This is a genomic window from Cytobacillus sp. BC1816, from assembly GCF_051353635.1.
GTDB lineage: Bacteria > Bacillota > Bacilli > Bacillales > Cytobacillaceae > Cytobacillus > Cytobacillus oceanisediminis_C.
The window spans coordinates 1,072,502-1,088,947 of record NZ_CP195611.1 but is presented as its reverse complement, the minus strand read 5'-3'; the positions used below and the strand labels follow the sequence as shown (position 1 = coordinate 1,088,947).

Below are 16,446 nucleotides of genomic sequence, written 5' to 3'. Positions count from 1 at the left end.
GTTTCATCCTTTCTTGAACCAATTCGCCTGTTCATCCATATGCAAAAAAGGAATGTCTGTATCAACTTCACCAGTGATTCTATTCATTTCAATATCCTGGCCATCGAGCCAATGCCCAAAATCAAAAATTACTGGCTCTCTATCGCCGCCGAGCGCAAACCAGGCTTTCATCTCCCCCGGCAGATAGGCTGATGTATGAATCGTCCCTGCCCAGCTTCCATAAAGATCCGAGAAAACGCCTTTATCGCTATCATTCAAGAGACGGAAAGCATCATGTGCATCTAATTGCTCACCCTGACGGCTTTTCATGACATCCAGCCTGCGCATGCTGTCAGCTAGATGATTGCGATTTTCATCCTTCATGATTTCAAAATGGTTTGTACAGGCAGTTGTCTGACGGACCTGTACACCTCTCGGTGATGTTTCCACTGCATAAGTCCCTCCGCTTTTGTCATACACCACATATGTAAAAGAATGGCGGTGCGGTATTTCCTTCAGCATCCCAACCGCTTCTTCCACATTTGCACATGCCTCCAAAATCAGGCGGCCGATCATACAGCAAATAAAGCCATCAGCAGGCTTTTTCCGGTTCATAAAATTATATCCAATCACAAGTCCTTTTTCGTTCATGCCATCCATCCGGCCGGTCACCCTCTGGCTTGGGCCAATCATCGCATATCCCTGATCTGTTGGCTGATAAAGGGTATAGCGCCCTTCATAAGTTTTCGGATGGTAATCATAATTGCGGACCAGGAAATCAGCCCCTGTAAGGATGGAACAGCCCGAGCGGACATAATCAAGGCGATAGCCGCCAAACTCCTTCAAAACCCGCTCCATCGGCCATTGCAATGCTTCCCGTATCCCAAGCAGTTCATCCCAAATACCAGGGGCAAACCTCGTAATCGCTTTTTTCACTTCTGCTTCATTAATTAAAAATCGCGACTTTCTTACCTTCCATTGATCCTCCCGATTTTTCACAGAAAGAGAATCCTTTATAAGTTCTCCCTGCATGAAACCAAAATCAAAGTGGGTTCCGCGGAATTGAATAATATCACTGTAAATCTTTTTCAAGATAAATCCCTCTTCTATTCGTTTCTTTTATTAAGAATAATTGATGCCTGCATGAAATTCCAGCAGTTGGCCCTCAACTACTGCACTGTTGCAGTGTCCACACAGGATGGGACAGGCTCCACTTTTGTCTGGAATTATTGATTTCAGGGAAAAATCAGATTCGTCTATAATTCTTTCAGCTTAATACTATAATGCCTCATACTTTTCGGGATTCCTTTTATGGCAAATATTCCGTTATAAATTAAGGATCTTACTCTATACTCAATAAAGCCATCACCAATAGGCTCATTAAGGTGTCCAATCACTTCACCAATTAATCTGGCTGATTTTATAAAACCTTTATTACTTTTATGGAGCCTTTTAGCTGACTCGATGATATATTCATCAAAATAACTCTCTGGTACACTATGTATTTCATTATCTTCCCATATACGCAATACTTCCCTCGTTTTGGAGAGTGCCTGCCAATCAGATACAAAACAATTTCTTTCTTCTGCAAATAAAGGGCTACCTATGTGTTTTTCCAGTATAACCTTCAGCTTCTCCGGAGTTGCCTCACCTGAGTGCCTTAAAATGCATTGATGCTCTTTCGCTGGGAAAAGCTTCTTATATGACCGAGCAGTATTAATAACACGCACAATATTTTCTTTGTTTCTTAATAAGTGAAGGAAATACCGCAAACCAGTTTGTTCATCTGCATTGTCAGCTGTCCAGATAACGATCGGTTTTCCCGCTGGAATAGAATCTATCTCTTCAAGTGCTTTAGCTATTTTTCTTTCATATCTCATTTCCAGGTAATCTTCATGCATATTAATGTGATCCATCAGCCATTCTAATCTCTTTTTTCTGCCCTCTTCTTCATGCAGCTTCCAGAGAGGTCCGTTACTAAAAAAATCAGGATAGCCAATGACCTTATTTTCTTTACTGAGTCCAACCTTTAAAGCGCCTGCCGGTGATTCTCCGCACACAATGTGGTAAGTTTCATATTCCCGCTCCAATTTTCTTTCTTGAGAATAAAAGAGTATCCTTTTTTGAATATCATTAAGCAGTTCAATGATTTCTTCCTGAGAATCAGCGCTGTTTTTCAATAAGTGGACCCGAAGCAATATGTGGAATAAATAGCTCTTCGCTCCCCTCTCCGGGAGTTTCTCAATCGCTTCCCGCAATTCGTCCATCATCATGATCACCCTTTATAAATGAATTGGAAACCTATCTTTTCTACGTATAAACTTAATGGTAGTTTCATAAAAAGCTGATTTGTTTGCAAAAGGATTTTAGATCGTTTAAGATTAAATCGTACACGATTAAAAGTAGGAGGTATCCTTAATGACAACGGTTTATGATTTTGAAGTCAAAAAAACAAATGGTGAATTGAAATCTTTGAAAGATTATGAAGGCAAACCTCTGATTATAGTAAACACAGCCAGCAAATGCGGATTAACGCCCCAATTCAAAGGACTGCAGGAGCTTTATGAAAAGTATAAAGACAGCGGCGTTGAAATTCTTGGTTTTCCTTGTGATCAGTTCAATAACCAGGAATTCGATAATATTGAGGAAACAACTGAGTTCTGCCAGCTTAATTACGGTGTATCCTTTCCGATCTTCGCTAAAATTGATGTAAATGGTGACAATACTGATCCATTATTTACTTACCTAAAAGAACAGAAAAAGGGAATTCTGTCTAAAAACATTAAGTGGAACTTTACTAAATTCCTTGTGGACCGGAATGGCCAGGTTGTAGAACGGTATGCACCTACAACTGAACCAGGAAAAATCGAGGATGATTTGACGAAATTATTGTAATGCTAGATTAGAATCAGGTGATTATGTGAAAGACTTTTTTACACTGGATAAACAGCTATGCTTTGCCGTTTATGAAACAGCAGGAGAATTTACAAAACTGTATACAAGTGCCCTTCAGCCATTTGGCTTAACCTATCCGCAATATCTGGTACTTCTGGCACTTTGGGAAAAGGATGGCGTGACAGCAAAGGAGCTTGGAGAAAGACTAAATCTTGGCACGGGGACACTTACCCCTATGATTTCCAGAATGATTTCTAATGGATGGCTTCGAAAAGAGCGTTCCAAAGCTGATGAACGCAAGGTGTATATTTTCCTTGAGGAAAAAGCACGCAGGGAAAAGGAGGTTATCACCCAAAATGTCGGAGAAGCCATTCAGGCTTGCAGCATTGAGCTGGAAGAATATGAAGAACTTATGGAGCTTCTCGGAAAAGTTAGATTTAAGTTAAAGAGCAGAGTACCTCGCTAATGGGGGTACTCTTTTCACAGTTCCATGTTTAATCCCTCCAAAAAAAGCCATATTAAGGGATAGATCATTGGAAGGGAGCAATCGTCATGGAGTTTTTACCAAGAGAGCAAGTTATAAGTGCATTGCAGGAGCCATTCCATTCCTATTTAGACAAATATGGAATCGACGATATTGGTATTTTCGAGGAAGAAGGCCAGGACCATCAATGCTATATAGGATACACGGTGAAAAAAGCAGGGAAAACGTATCACGTACATAGTCCATTCATTAAAGATGATAGTGGAGGATTATCTCCTGCAAAAAATGAGTGGACAATTGAATCAGATGAACCTGATAGCAATGACCGAAGAGGCTTCAATAATATAGATCAAGCACTTCAGGAATTATAAAAATTGTTCTGATTTTCACTTTTTGACTTTTGAACTATATTAAATTTAGAATATTTTGTCTATAATGGAATTGTATTAGGAAGGAGTGAAAGGGATGGCTGTTAATGCCTATCTTAATTTCGAGGGAAATACACGCGAAGCAATTGAATTTTATGTAAAGGCCTTTGAACTGGAAATGCCTGAGATTACAACTTTTGGTGATGCTCCGCAAAGTCCTGAATATCCTCTTCCGGAGGAAGCAAAGAATTTGGTCATGCATTCAAGCCTTAACATTTGCGGCAGTAATGTTATGTTTTCAGATACTTTTCCCGGTATGCCATTTACAGTAGGAAATAACATTAATCTCGCAGTTGTCATTAATAACCTGGATAACCTGAGAAAGTATTTTAACAATCTGCAGGATGGCGGCACAGTAACCATGGAGCTGCAGGAGACATTCTGGAGTAAGAGCTTTGGCCAGTTAACCGATAAATTCGGTATTAACTGGATGTTCAGCCACGAAAGTAAATAAGATACATAGATAAAAATGGAGGCATGCGGCCTCCATTTTTCTTATTCATCCAGCAAATGGTGAAGCATTCTTTTTTTATCGTCAAAGAATTGTTTCATGATGCGGTAATGATTCGTTTCCTCCAGCTTCTTTTCTGAAATGCCTTCCTCGCTGAATTCATATATTGCTGCATCCGGATAGGCCATAATGATCGGAGAGTGTGTGGCGATAATAAATTGTGAGTGTTCCCTGACCAAATCATGAATTCTTGTCAGCATTGACATTTGCCGCAAAGGAGAAAGTGCCGCCTCCGGCTCGTCCAGGATGTAGATCCCATTACCGCGAAACCGGTGAAGAAACGTGGAGAAAAACGCTTCTCCATGAGATTGCTCATGTAAAGAACGGCCTCCAAAGGAGTCGATTACTTTTGGTGCGCCACCTTCCCGATCCATTTCTTCAATATTGGAAGCGACATTATAGAAACTCTCTGCCCTTAGGAAAAAGCCATCAGACGGCCTGTCTATGCCTTTTATCACCTTGAGATAATCTCCCAGCACAGAATGCGAATCGAATGTTGAAAAGTTAAAATTGAAAGATCCGCCTTCTGCATTAAATCCTAGTGCAACCGCTACTGCCTCCAGCAGTGTCGACTTTCCCATTCCATTCTCTCCAATCAGAAAGGTTACTTTCGGGTGGAAAGGCACCTCATCCATGGTTTTCAAGCTGGGAAGGCTGAAGGGATACTGATTGAAGGAAGGAATTTCTTCTCTTTTAAGGCTAATACCTCTTACATATTGTGAACGTAACAGATCCATTAAAAATACCTCATATATTTTATAGTCAGCTATTTGCCATAAGGGCTGAAGCCAGCCTTGGATACACCTAATTGAATGGGTGCATCTTGAAACTCCCGGTCCAGCATTTTAAGAACCACTTTATATGCAGATGGATTATACCATTTCCCCAAACCAAGCTCATCAAAAATCTTTCGGATTCCAAGTCTCTCGGTCCTTCGTCCACCGCTTCCATCTCCCATCCAAAAATCGTCAATTGTAACTCGGTTTGCAATAGACTTAAGCTTTGAAGGAAATTCTCTTGAACATGGCAGTAATGGGGCTAATGTTGCTTGAGTTACAATTCCTGCATCTTTTATGTCTTTTAGTGCAGCCATTCTTGCCGGAATGGGAGGAGCCGCTGGTGCAAATGCCTTTCTGACTTCTTCTTTGTCTGTCTCGATTGTCATGGAAATTCTGATACTATCTCCGAATTGCTGAAATAAATCGATATCCCGCTTCACCAATGGCGAACGGGTTTGTACATGTAAAAAGTCAGGCTGATTTTCAAGCATAACTTCCAATAAACTTCTTGTCAGTTTTGAGGTATATTCAATCGGCTGGTAAGGGTCAGTGGAAGAGGACATAAATATAGCAACTTTTCCCCTTTTTTTAGCTTTAGCCAATTCTTTCTCCAAAAGCTCGGCCGCATTTGATTTTATATCAATCCACGCACCCCATTCCTCTTCACGAAAAATGGAAACAGGCAGCTCCCTTACGTAGCAATATTTGCAGCCAAAGGCACAGCCCGCATAGGGGTTCAATGAATGAGTAAAGTTGTCTATCGCACCTTTTGCAGGTGTTAAGATGCTTTTTGAAATAATTTCTTTAATTTGTGTATTCAAGGCAATCACCAAATCGAATGTATGTTCTTGTTCAAAAGTAACACTGTGATTTCCTGATGTCAACAATAAGCACTAACCTCTCCTGCCCATTATGACTCTTCCTTAAAAATTAGGGAACTCAACAATCTGATTACCAGAAGGATCCTCAATAATGAAGTAACGGCCTGGAGGACATGGCTGAGGATTTTCAAAAAGGATTTTCAAAAAGCATTTTCACACCAGCTTCTCTTATTCTGCTAAATCACTTTCGATATCCTTTGAAAGTATCCCAGGCAATACATTGGAGCCCATTTTTTCATCTGCGCTCCAGAACAACCTGTACATCATTATGTACGAGACTGACAATTTTATCTCCATAATGTTTTTATACTTTGAAGCCTAAAACCTCAGTGTGAAAATTCACCGCACTTTTCAAATCCCTTATTTTGATCGTGATCACTCATATTTGGTCCAATATGGAAATTCCCCCCTTTTTAATCATAGAAAAGAATTCTTTTCTAAAAGGAAAATTCTTGCTAAAAAAAATGCCTGACCCGATACTGGGGCCAGGCTTTGCCTATTTATTGGTCATTTCTTCCTATTATGTTCCGCAAAACGTTCGATAAGGCATGCCGGATGGCCCTGGCAGCTTGCAGTATTCTTCCTGTTCTATTGTATAGGCATAAGGATCCTTCAGTGCTGCAAGAAGCTTTTTCATCACGCTGTAATCCCCTTTGTTAACAGCTGCACTCAGAGCTTCCTCAACTCTGTGATTTCTGGGGATGACGGAAGGGTTACTCTTCCTCATTAATTCATTCACAGCTTCTTTCGATTCCTTCTGCCTGCCCAGCCTTTCCTGCCATTGTCCATGCCAGTTTGCAAATTCTTGATCATCAAATATTGAAGTTTCCTCAAGCTTGCCTAAAGTTAATGAACGGAAGGTGTTTGTATAATCTGCTCCTGACTTCTGCATCATCTTTAGAAGGCTGGTAAATAGGGCTTCATCTTGTTCTTCTTCATTAAAAAATCCGAGCTTTGCCCGCATTCCTTCAAGCCAATGATTTTGATATATTTTATTGTATTCGGAAATTGCATCCTGGGCTAAATTTACAGCCTCTTCCTCATTTTCATGCAGCAGGGGCAAGAGGGTTTCAGCAAACCTTGCCAGATTCCATCCGCCTATATAAGGCTGATTTCCATAAGCATAGCGGCCTTCTCTGTCAATGGAACTGAATACGGTTGCCAAGTCATACTTATCCATAAAAGCGCACGGACCATAATCAATAGTTTCTCCGCTAATGGCCATGTTGTCGGTGTTCATGACTCCATGGATAAAACCTGTCAGCTGCCATTTTGCAATGAGTGCAGCCTGGCGCTGGATCACGTTCTGCAAGAGTCCCAGGTAAGGATTTTCATCATCTCTGGTTTCTGGATAGTGGCGCTGAATCGTGTAATCTGCCAGGGATTTAAGCTCTTCAACTGGCCTCCAGTTTGCCGCAAATTGAAAAGTGCCCACCCGTATATGGCTATCAGCCACTCTTGTCAGGATAGCACCTGGAAGCTCGGTTTCGCGGATAATCGCTTCACCTGTTGTTACAACTGCCAGACTGCGGGTAGTCGGAATTCCCAGAGCATACATGGCTTCACTGATGATAAATTCCCGGAGCATCGGGCCTAGAGCCGCCCGCCCATCTCCACCGCGTGAAAACGGAGTTCTGCCGGAGCCCTTCAGCTGAATGTCAACCCGTTTATCCTCAGGGGTTATCTGCTCGCCGATCAGCATCGCCCGGCCATCTCCAAGCATATTAAAGTGTCCAAACTGATGCCCTGCATAAGCCTGAGCAAGTGGTTCAGCTTCTTTTGGAACTTTACAGCCTGAAAGTACCTCAATGCCTGTTTCACTTGTCAATGCATCAATATTTAATCCTAAAGATTTCGCCAGCGGCTCGTTAAGGATCACCATTTCAGGGGATGGTACAGGGTTTGGCTTTACTTTTGAAAAGAATGTCTGAGAAAGCCGTGCATAGCTATTATCAAAATTCCATCCGGTTTCATTACTAGTCGTCATTCTATCTCCTTCCTGTCTGCATGGATTTATTGTCATTTTCATTTATTATACCCTTTCCGGAGAAACTTAGCGGGCTTAATAATCTTCTCTTTTGTATGTAAAAAAAACCTGACGCCGGGTTCTTTAAATACGCCAGCAGTCAGGCCCTCTCACTCTTATTCACTATGCTCAAACGTTTTACAGGCTGTTTCCTCAACACCATCAGCTTCCCGGCCATTCTGGCCAATCACATAAATAGAGTCGGCTACACATTTATCACCTTCAGCCCAATACTTGCAATTCTCTACATTACATAAAACTTCTACTTCCATTCTTGGCCACCTCCTTTTGGGTTACTGATCCATACCCCTTTTCCAAGTGAATTAACCATACGGAATTTAATTCCATAGGCAAATGAAATGGCCAATCGCTGCAGTTATTGGGAGAGAATTAGGCTTCTTAGTTTTATCGTCACTTCTGGAGAGGTCAGGTAAACCGATTCATCTGTAATATACATGAAGGCGCTTTTTTTATTCTCCTCTCCAAGCCATAAATGAATCCCGTGTGAAGGAAGATCTCCTTTGTATTCAACCGCGATATCATATTCAGGTTTACTAATATCTGCATTCCCTGGCTGTTTTACAGCTGTAGTTATTGCTTCTTCAAATGCAGCGATGGATTTTCTGTCATTGAAGGAAAGAAACGTATCTTCGTTAATTTCCCCAACCCCCTCTGATTTTGAAACTTTAATTTCATTGATTTTTTCATCTAAAAGAACCATTTTTTCAGCAGGAGCTGATTGACAGCCTGCTATCATTGCAAAAGAAAATAGCATGAATGTGCATAATAATAAAGCTTTCATCCTCATCCCTCAAGTTTAAAATTTAGGCTCTTTTCGTATAAATTGTTGTTTTTCGCTTATCATTGTTGTCCGTTGATTTCCGCTCCAGGCTGCTCAGCGAACCGCAGGACATTGAATAAGCTCCCTTGAGTAAACACCGCACGAAGAAAATGCGTATGCATTTTCGAGGATCTCGCACCTTCCGCTACAATCAACTCAGTAAATATAATACAAAAAGCAACAAACCTTGTGAATTTATTTAAAAAAAGGAGGATGGACCGCTTGCCCATCCCCCTTTAGAAATCAATTATTTTATTCAAGATTCTTTGACGCAAAGGCATCAAGCAATTCACGCACTTCATCCGTTGACCTAGTGTTCATCAATTGATTTCTTAGTGCACTTGCCCCTGGAAATCCTTTGACATAGATCTTGAAAAAGCGATGAAGAGCCGTGAACGGCCGCAGCTCTAAATGCGAATATTGATCATGGAGATCCATATGCAACCTTAAGAGATCAAGCAATTCCTCACTGCTATGATCTTTCTTCTCCTTTTCAAAGGCAAATGGATTATGGAATATTCCGCGCCCAATCATAACTCCATCAATACCGTATTTCTGGGCCAGCTCCATGCCCGTCTGACGGTCAGGAATATCTCCATTGATTGTCAAAAGGGTATCCGGTGCCACCTGGTCGCGAAGTTTCTTAATCTCCGGGATCAGCTCCCAATGCGCAGGCACTTTGCTCATTTCGTCCCTTGTACGCAGATGGATGGAAAGATTAGCAATGTCTTGTTCCAAAATGTGTTTCAGCCAGACCTTCCATTCGTCTACTTCCGTAAAGCCAAGCCTTGTCTTTACACTTACCGGCAAACCTCCTGCTTTGGCTGCCTGGATCAAGTCAGCTGCAACTTCCGGGCGACGGATCAGGCCGCTTCCCTTCCCATGCTGTGCCACATTGGGTACAGGACAGCCCATATTGATATCCAATCCCTTAAAGCCCAGTTCCGCCATCCCAATACTCATTTGCCGGAAGTATTCAGGTTTATCCCCCCATATATGGGCTACAATTGGCTGTTCATCCTCTGTAAAAGTCAAACGCCCACGCACACTATTGATCCCCTCAGGGTGACAATAGCTATCTGAGTTTGTAAACTCAGTAAAAAACACATCAGGTCTGGCTGCTTCACTCACCACATGGCGAAAAACAACATCCGTCACCTCTTCCATTGGTGCCAGTATAAAAAATGGCCGTGGTAACTCACGCCAAAAATTTTCTTTCATCTTTTCGTTCCAATCCTCTCATTAAGGGATACCATTCTAACTCCATATCCCAAAATTAAAAAGCAGCGTAACCCTGCTTCTTTTACACTTATACCATGCATAAGCACTTTTTATCAAACTGATTGGAAATGTAATTTTTAACTGTACAATTTTTGTACAGCCAAAATATCTCCAGCTGACATCCATCATATTAAACAGTATTCCACTTACTGAGCAAAAAATAAAGCTTTGCAAAACATCCTAAAAAACTGCAGGGGTTAACAGAAAAAAGACCCCAAAACCGCAAAAATATTTTTTACGAAATCAGGGTGTATTTAGCAAAGCTTATGTTTGGGTTATCTTAAAACTAGTTGTGTCACACTCTCCACGTGCGCGGTCTGCGGGAACATATCCACAGGCTGTATACCATTTACTTTATATTTGGGGCTCAGGACCGAAATATCCTTTGCCAATGTTGATGGGTTACATGAGACATAAACCACTTTCTTCGGCTGGACTTTTAAAATCGTTTTTAACAGCTGTTGATCAAGTCCTGTTCTTGGCGGATCGACGATAATAACATCCGGACGCCATCCATCTTTTGTCCATTTAGGAAGCCATTCCTCTGCTTTGCCGACAACGTATTGGGCATGTTTAATTCCATGGCGGGCAGCATTTTTCTTTGCATCCTCAATCGATTCCCTGATGATATCCATGCCGCGGATTTCCGCTGCCTGATCTGCTACCCATAATCCGATCGTTCCGACGCCGCAGTATGCGTCAGCTACTTTTTCTTTGCCGGTTAAAGCCGCTGCTCTTTTGACTTCATTATAAAGCTTAACGGTTTGTTCAGGGTTCAGCTGGAAAAATGTCCGTGCAGATAGTTCAAACTGCAAATCTCCGAGTGTTTCCTGGATAAAGTCGCTTCCGTCCAGATTCAGGGTTTCCTGTCCAAAAATAAGGGAGTTTTTTTCACCATTCACATTTTGGATGATTGATTTTACTTCAGGAAGCTCAGTTTTGATTTTTTCTATAATGATCTCTTTCTTTGGAAGCTCTTTTTGAGTTGTGATCAGTACAATCTGAAGCTCTCCTGTCCGGATTCCCACCCTGGCAACTATTGTTCTTACGATGCCTTTTCGGCTTCTTTCATTATAGATTGGGATTCTCAAATCCTGGAGAATACGTTTCACTGTTTCAGTCGCCTTTGTTGTTTGCGGGTGCTGTACTGCACAGTGCTCAATATTTATCAGGCGGTGCGAATTCATGCCATATAATCCGGCAAGCACCTTTCCGTCTTTTTGGCCAACCTGGAACTGGCTTTTGTTTCTGTAGCTCCAAGGATCATCCATTCCAATGGTTTCTTTAATATCAAGCTTCTCAGGATTCAGCTTAGTATGACGTTCTAAAGCTTGGATGATGATATCCCGTTTCTCCTTCAGCTGCTGATCATAGCGGAGATGCTGCAGCTGGCAGCCTCCGCACTCATGATATACCGGGCATGGCGGCTGGACACGGAACTCCGATTTCTTACGGATTTTCTTTATTTTGGCCTCAGCAAACTTTGGATTCACCTTTGTTGCTTCTGCTGTGATTTCCTCGCCAGGCAGTGCTCCTGGAACAAATACGACCTGCCTTTTAAAATAACCGACACCTTCCCCGTTGATGCCAAGCCTTTTGATTGTCAGCGGGAACGTTTGCTTTAGTTTTAATTTAGCTGTTTGTTCTTGTTTCATGGTACTTCATCACTCCAAATTACTCGATACTCCTCCACAAATAAAGAGAAGCATAGCTCAAATAGGGATTCCAGCTCTTCGAGAATGTCTCCATTTCCTCAAGAGTCGGTTTCGCTTCCAATTTATATAGTTTTTTTAAGGCATTCTGGATGCCAATGTCTGCAGCTGGAAAAAGATTTGGCCGGCCAAGTCCGAACATTAGGAAATTCTGAACAGTCCAGGGTCCAACACCACGCAATTTGATAAGTTTATCATATATTTCTTCATCTGAAAGGCTTTTAAGCTCGTCAAAGTTTAATTTTCCCGAGGCCGTTTCTTTTGCGATGCCAATTACATATTCAGCCTTCCGACCGCTGAACTGCAGCTCCCTCAGGTCTTCCACCTTAAGTTCTGCCACTTTTTCAGGAAGCGGATAAAACCACACTCCATCCCTTTCGAACCCAAATGCTTTTACAAACCGTTCTGTTAATGTGTGTGCAAAAGCAAGATTAAGCTGCTGGTGAATAATGCATTTTAATATACAGCTATACGGATCAAAGTCCAGAACAATTGGAGTTCCATAATGAGCATCGAATATTGGCTGTAATTCCGTGTTTTGAAAATGTTTATGAATCCTCTCAAGAGGCAGATGCCATTGAAAAATTTCCGATAAGCGCTCTGCTGCTTTTTCTTTAAGAGGGCCATCCGTTCCGGTTATAAAAAATTCCGGCTTATCAGTCGTTCCTATTGCTTTTACTTCTGCCACAACCGGCTGATGGCTGAGCAGCATAGGCACTTTCACAGACCGATTTTCTATATCAACCTGATTAAGAGGATCATTCGAAAACCTGTCCAGTACCAGATCAAAATTATAAGGTCCTTCTACCTGAATCTTTTCCAAGAAGAATCCGTCCTTTATCATTTTCCCCGATTATAGCATTTTTTAAGGAAGTTTTACTAAATAGGCTGTAAAAATAGCAAGAAACCCGAAGAATGGGTATCCCCGGGTCTTTGCTGAATAAAATTTTCCTTAGATAACGGTCAGAATTCCATTTTTATCGGTCAGTTTGTACTGTTTATCGGCCTGTTTTCAAATATATCGGTCACTTTTGGAAGTTTATCGGTTAAATATCCGATTTATCGGTCACTTGTTGATTTACCGGGCTTTGAAAAAATTCAGTACAGCATCCTCTCCCCAATTGCCTGTTCCCATGTCAGGTCATCAAGGCTCTTAAAGGTGTACCCGCGTTTTTTCAGATCCTGTATGGCCTTTTGGAGAGCATCAGCATTGTCTTTTGAAACAGTGTGCAATAGAAGGATACAGCCTGGATGGATCTGGCGCATAATATTGTCGTAAGAATACTGCCAGCCCTTCTGCCGGTCTGTGTTCCAGTCGACAAATGCCAATGACCAGAAAACATGGGTGTAGCCTTCTTTTTTCGCTAAAGCCAAAGTGCGTTCACTGAAAATGCCGCGAGGCGGCCGCAAATAAGCCATATGCTTAACACCTGTAAGCTTTTCGTTTTCAGCGCGGACCATTTCAAGCTCTTTAATAAATTTCTCATCGCTCACTCTTGTCATATCAGGATGATGCCAGGAGTGATTGCCTATGATATGCCCTTCATCCGCCATCCTCTTTACAAGATCGGGTGCGCTTTTTAAATAATGTCCCGTTACAAAAAAGGCAGCAGGAACGTTTTCCTTTTTCAGAACATCTAGAATTTGCCCTGTATAGCCATTTTCGTATCCATTATCAAATGTTAAATAAATGTCTTTTTTGCTTGTATCGCCTTTATAATAGGAACCATGTCTTTCAAGCAGTGAGTCGAGCGGCTTTCCTGCTTCGGCAGGCACCTCATTTTTTGCTTTTTTGAATCCCCAATGAACCGGAGAGTTGCCATAATTCGCATAAGCTGTTCCGGAAAAAAACAAAATAAAAACACTCAGGAAGATACTTAATTTTTTCATCTGAGCTCCTCCAATATTTTTTTCTTAGTGTTTGTGAATGAAATAAAAACATTCGCAGGGTTTTTTGGCAATAAATGCACAAAAAAGAGAGAGACTGTAACAGCCTCTCTCGTTCGTATTAAAATACACGCTCTTCGAATTGAGCCAATTTCTCAAGTGAAGATTTATCTACATCCCTATGAAGACTGTTTCCGTGGGAATCCATCGTCACAACTGCAGTAAAGCCTTCAACCTTCAGGTGCCACATAGCTTCCGGAATACCGAATTCCATGAGGTCCACGCCTTCAACCGACTTGATGCAGTCAGCATAATATTGTGCCGCTCCGCCGATTGCGTTTAAGTAAACGCCGCCATGTTCCTGGAGTGCTGCCAGTGTTTTCGGACCCATTCCGCCTTTACCGATAACAGCACGGATGCCAAACTTTTTCATGATATCGCCCTGATATGGCTCCTCACGAATACTTGTAGTCGGTCCAGCAGCTTTTACATGCCACTTGCCGTCTTCATCCTTCATCATGACCGGGCCGCAGTGGTAAATAACCTGCCCATTAAGATCAACTGGTGCATCATGGTCCATCAAGTGGTGGTGGATGGCGTCACGGCCCGTGTACATCATGCCGTTGATTTGAACCACATCACCGACTTTAAGATTGCGTATCTGTTCTTCAGTGATCGGCGCCTGCAAGGTCACGATGTTTGTTTGCTCTGCTGTTTCTGCTGTTGCCGCTGTCTCCAGTTCGGCTTCAGAAGCACCAAAGTCGATATGCTCGCCCTCCTGGTACATCCATTCATTAATTTCGCCTGTTTCCATGCTGATTGCTGCGCCAAGGCGGCGGAACGCCCAGCAATTATAGGCAACAGATACGAAGAAGCTTGCAGGAATACGATTCATAACACCGACTTTACAGCCTAAAAGGGTGGTTTCCCCGCCGAAGCCCATTGTTCCGATTCCTAACTCATTTGCATTCTCCATCACGTAATCCTCGAGTTTGCGGAGGTCTTCATTAGGATTCACATCATCTACAGAACGGAACAGCTGCTCTTTCGCCAGGTCATAGCCTGAAGAGCGGTCTCCCCCGATGCCGACACCGATAAAGCCGGCGCTGCATCCCTGTCCCTGCGCCTGGTATACAGAATGCATGATGCATTTGCGGATTCCATCAAGGTCTCTTCCAGCACGGCCAAGGCCTTCAAGTTCGCAGGGAAGGCTATATTGGATATTTTTATTTTCACAGCCGCCGCCTTTAAGAATCAGCCTGGCATCAATATAATCTTTTTCCCATTGTTCAAATTTAATGACAGGCGTCCCAAAGCCAAGGTTGTCCCCGCTGTTGGCGCCAGTTAAGGAATCAACAGAGTTCGGGCGAAGCTTTCCGTCCTTAGTTGCCAGGGTGATTGCGTTTTTGATCGCTTCCTTCATGACAAGCTGATTAGCACCGACTGGCGTCTTGATTTTGAACGTTGGCAATCCGGTATCCTGGCAAATTGGCGACACATTATCATCAGCCATTTTAATATTATTCGTAATGGTATCTAAGCTCATCGCTGCTCTAGTGCCAGCATTTTCTCTTTCTTTCGCTGATTTGATTGCACGGCGCACATCACGCGGAAGATTAGTGGATGTCTCAACAATCAGCTGATACATGCTTTCCTGAAATTTATCGATATTCATTGCTTTAGTCCCCTTCCCTTTACTCCCTATATAACTTATATCTTTTATGAAAATTACGATTATTAATCGTCTACCATTATACTCCTATCTGATGCGTATTTAAAGACACAGGTTGCAATCGTTTACAGGATGAAAGAGGAAATTTCCAAAGCTATTCCCATAAAAAAAAGAGCCCTCAGGCTCCTGTATTAATCGCGGTTATTAAATTCACGGCATTTGGATTCGAGGTCATCGATCATAGCAATTAAACGGTCGATGTCTTCGATTTCAGTGTCTTCCGGCTCAATAGCTTCCAGTACATCCAGGAACATATTTAAGCGCTGTTTTAGAAAAGTAACCTGTGAATTCTTATCTTGAATCGGACTGCCCAAAACGTTCTCTCCTTTCGTCTCGATTACATCCTACATGAAATTAGTTATTTCAGCAAATAAGTATTTTTAATTAATATGCCCTTCTATTGGCTTCCAGCAACATAAAAGAATCATTAATCGTCCGTTTACTGCCTTCCTATAAAAGGAATAAGAACCATAAAGAAGGGAGGCACTCATGCTTTTTTCCAGCTGGCAAGATTTATGGAGAGTTCTTTCTATTGGAGCTGTGAGCTATATTTTTCTGATTTTGTTCCTGAGAATATCAGGAAAACGGACCTTAACAAAAATGAATGCATTTGATTTAGTGGTAACAGTTGCCCTTGGGTCTACTCTGGCGACTATTTTCCTTAACAAACAGGTTTCACTTGCAGAGGGGCTGACTGCATATGTTCTATTAATTGGCATGCAGTATACAGTAGCCTGGCTTTCTCTTCATTCATCTAAATTCAATGAATTCATTAAATCCTGTCCTGACCTGCTATATTATCAAGGACAATTCATAGAGTCAGCCTTAAATAAAAACAGGGTTTTGAAATCAGAAATTATACAGGCTATTCGTTCCAGTGGGTATTCCTCAATGGAAGATGTTGAGGCAGTTGTATTCGAGACTGACGGCAGTATGTCAGTCATTAAAAGGAGCAGCTCAAACAGCACTGCGAGTACATTATCAGATATTGACCCAAAGAAAAGCTGATG

General features: G+C 42.0%; 18 protein-coding genes. 5 read left to right on the top strand and 13 right to left on the bottom strand.

What is annotated here, in order from left to right; translation table 11 throughout:
- Positions 1 to 3: 3 nt before the first annotated feature.
- Together ACR42H_RS05780 and ACR42H_RS05775 are read right to left on the bottom strand one after the other, a co-directional pair.
- Entirely contained in the window at positions 4 to 1,071 is a 1,068-nt protein-coding gene (locus tag ACR42H_RS05780) for a C45 family autoproteolytic acyltransferase/hydolase (RefSeq protein ID WP_436375048.1), read from the bottom strand.
- Positions 1,072 to 1,235: 164 nt separating this feature from the next.
- On the bottom strand, positions 1,236 to 2,252 hold the full coding sequence (locus ACR42H_RS05775; RefSeq protein ID WP_436375046.1) for a DUF1835 domain-containing protein: 1,017 nt from the start codon (positions 2,250 to 2,252) through the stop codon (positions 1,236 to 1,238).
- A 145-nt stretch (positions 2,253 to 2,397) separates the two neighbouring features.
- Between ACR42H_RS05775 and ACR42H_RS05770 the strand changes: the two genes are divergently transcribed.
- The 4 genes from ACR42H_RS05770 to ACR42H_RS05755 all read left to right on the top strand — a co-directional run bounded on the left by ACR42H_RS05770 (position 2,398) and on the right by ACR42H_RS05755 (position 4,240).
- The gene (locus ACR42H_RS05770; protein WP_113883153.1) at positions 2,398 to 2,874 is read left to right on the top strand and encodes a glutathione peroxidase; all 477 of its coding nucleotides are present in this window, start codon (positions 2,398 to 2,400) and stop codon (positions 2,872 to 2,874) included.
- A gap of 25 nt (positions 2,875 to 2,899) precedes the next feature.
- A complete protein-coding gene (locus ACR42H_RS05765; protein WP_113883152.1) occupies positions 2,900 to 3,340 on the top strand; it encodes a MarR family winged helix-turn-helix transcriptional regulator in 441 nt (146 codons plus the stop codon).
- An 86-nt stretch (positions 3,341 to 3,426) separates the two neighbouring features.
- Positions 3,427 to 3,729, top strand: a complete 303-nt coding sequence (locus ACR42H_RS05760; RefSeq protein WP_113883151.1) for a DUF5634 family protein — start codon at positions 3,427 to 3,429, stop codon at positions 3,727 to 3,729.
- Between the two features lie 94 nt (positions 3,730 to 3,823).
- Positions 3,824 to 4,240, top strand: coding sequence for a VOC family protein (locus ACR42H_RS05755; protein WP_436375044.1), 417 nt, complete (start codon positions 3,824 to 3,826; stop codon positions 4,238 to 4,240).
- Between the two features lie 41 nt (positions 4,241 to 4,281).
- Here ACR42H_RS05755 and ACR42H_RS05750 read toward each other — a convergent pair whose 3' ends face one another.
- The 11 genes from ACR42H_RS05750 to ACR42H_RS05700 form a co-directional block, all read right to left on the bottom strand.
- Positions 4,282 to 5,034 (bottom strand): AAA family ATPase, encoded by a 753-nt coding sequence (locus ACR42H_RS05750; protein WP_436375042.1) that lies wholly within the window; start codon positions 5,032 to 5,034, stop codon positions 4,282 to 4,284.
- A gap of 29 nt (positions 5,035 to 5,063) precedes the next feature.
- Positions 5,064 to 5,897 carry an SPL family radical SAM protein gene (locus tag ACR42H_RS05745; protein WP_436376852.1) on the bottom strand — a complete coding sequence of 278 codons (834 nt, stop codon included), beginning with the start codon at positions 5,895 to 5,897 and terminating at the stop codon, positions 5,064 to 5,066.
- Positions 5,898 to 6,477: 580 nt separating this feature from the next.
- Positions 6,478 to 7,944: a protein adenylyltransferase SelO gene (locus tag ACR42H_RS05740; RefSeq protein WP_436375040.1), complete on the bottom strand. Its 1,467-nt coding sequence runs from the start codon at positions 7,942 to 7,944 to the stop codon at positions 6,478 to 6,480.
- A gap of 155 nt (positions 7,945 to 8,099) precedes the next feature.
- A complete protein-coding gene (locus tag ACR42H_RS05735) occupies positions 8,100 to 8,255 on the bottom strand; it encodes a DUF1540 domain-containing protein (protein WP_113883146.1) in 156 nt (51 codons plus the stop codon).
- 104 nt (positions 8,256 to 8,359) lie between these two features.
- The gene (locus tag ACR42H_RS05730; protein WP_436375038.1) at positions 8,360 to 8,785 is read right to left on the bottom strand and encodes a hypothetical protein; all 426 of its coding nucleotides are present in this window, start codon (positions 8,783 to 8,785) and stop codon (positions 8,360 to 8,362) included.
- Between the two features lie 291 nt (positions 8,786 to 9,076).
- A complete protein-coding gene (locus ACR42H_RS05725) occupies positions 9,077 to 10,045 on the bottom strand; it encodes a tRNA dihydrouridine synthase (protein ID WP_113883143.1) in 969 nt (322 codons plus the stop codon).
- A gap of 335 nt (positions 10,046 to 10,380) precedes the next feature.
- Positions 10,381 to 11,760, bottom strand: coding sequence for a 23S rRNA (uracil(1939)-C(5))-methyltransferase RlmD (gene rlmD / locus ACR42H_RS05720; protein WP_436375036.1), 1,380 nt, complete (start codon positions 11,758 to 11,760; stop codon positions 10,381 to 10,383).
- A gap of 19 nt (positions 11,761 to 11,779) precedes the next feature.
- Complete coding sequence (locus ACR42H_RS05715) at positions 11,780 to 12,661, bottom strand: DNA-3-methyladenine glycosylase family protein (RefSeq protein WP_436375034.1); 882 nt, start codon at positions 12,659 to 12,661, stop codon at positions 11,780 to 11,782.
- Between the two features lie 254 nt (positions 12,662 to 12,915).
- Positions 12,916 to 13,707 (bottom strand): delta-lactam-biosynthetic de-N-acetylase, encoded by a 792-nt coding sequence (pdaA, locus tag ACR42H_RS05710; protein WP_217025742.1) that lies wholly within the window; start codon positions 13,705 to 13,707, stop codon positions 12,916 to 12,918.
- 118 nt (positions 13,708 to 13,825) lie between these two features.
- Positions 13,826 to 15,379: a fumarate hydratase gene (locus ACR42H_RS05705; RefSeq protein WP_436375032.1), complete on the bottom strand. Its 1,554-nt coding sequence runs from the start codon at positions 15,377 to 15,379 to the stop codon at positions 13,826 to 13,828.
- 188 nt (positions 15,380 to 15,567) lie between these two features.
- Entirely contained in the window at positions 15,568 to 15,750 is a 183-nt protein-coding gene (locus ACR42H_RS05700; protein ID WP_009335760.1) for an SE1561 family protein, read from the bottom strand.
- A 226-nt stretch (positions 15,751 to 15,976) separates the two neighbouring features.
- On the opposite strand from ACR42H_RS05700, the gene ACR42H_RS05695 reads away from it, so the two are divergent.
- Entirely contained in the window at positions 15,977 to 16,444 is a 468-nt protein-coding gene (locus tag ACR42H_RS05695) for a DUF421 domain-containing protein (RefSeq protein ID WP_436375030.1), read from the top strand.
- Positions 16,445 to 16,446: the final 2 nt, after the last annotated feature.

What these genes read in the sequence shown, in the direction of transcription:
- ACR42H_RS05775 (WP_436375046.1), bottom strand. Translation starts at nt 2,252, where the DNA reads ATGATGATGGACGAATTGCGGGAAGCGATTGAGAAACTCCCGGAGAGG.
- ACR42H_RS05770 (WP_113883153.1), top strand. Translation starts at nt 2,398, where the DNA reads ATGACAACGGTTTATGATTTTGAAGTCAAAAAAACAAATGGTGAATTG.
- ACR42H_RS05760 (WP_113883151.1), top strand. Translation starts at nt 3,427, where the DNA reads ATGGAGTTTTTACCAAGAGAGCAAGTTATAAGTGCATTGCAGGAGCCA.
- ACR42H_RS05755 (WP_436375044.1), top strand. Translation starts at nt 3,824, where the DNA reads ATGGCTGTTAATGCCTATCTTAATTTCGAGGGAAATACACGCGAAGCA.
- ACR42H_RS05750 (WP_436375042.1), bottom strand. Translation starts at nt 5,034, where the DNA reads ATGGATCTGTTACGTTCACAATATGTAAGAGGTATTAGCCTTAAAAGA.
- ACR42H_RS05740 (WP_436375040.1), bottom strand. Translation starts at nt 7,944, where the DNA reads ATGACGACTAGTAATGAAACCGGATGGAATTTTGATAATAGCTATGCA.
- ACR42H_RS05735 (WP_113883146.1), bottom strand. Translation starts at nt 8,255, where the DNA reads ATGGAAGTAGAAGTTTTATGTAATGTAGAGAATTGCAAGTATTGGGCT.
- ACR42H_RS05730 (WP_436375038.1), bottom strand. Translation starts at nt 8,785, where the DNA reads ATGAAAGCTTTATTATTATGCACATTCATGCTATTTTCTTTTGCAATG.
- ACR42H_RS05725 (WP_113883143.1), bottom strand. Translation starts at nt 10,045, where the DNA reads ATGAAAGAAAATTTTTGGCGTGAGTTACCACGGCCATTTTTTATACTG.
- rlmD (WP_436375036.1), bottom strand. Translation starts at nt 11,760, where the DNA reads ATGAAACAAGAACAAACAGCTAAATTAAAACTAAAGCAAACGTTCCCG.
- ACR42H_RS05715 (WP_436375034.1), bottom strand. Translation starts at nt 12,661, where the DNA reads ATGATAAAGGACGGATTCTTCTTGGAAAAGATTCAGGTAGAAGGACCT.
- pdaA (WP_217025742.1), bottom strand. Translation starts at nt 13,707, where the DNA reads ATGAAAAAATTAAGTATCTTCCTGAGTGTTTTTATTTTGTTTTTTTCC.
- ACR42H_RS05705 (WP_436375032.1), bottom strand. Translation starts at nt 15,379, where the DNA reads ATGAATATCGATAAATTTCAGGAAAGCATGTATCAGCTGATTGTTGAG.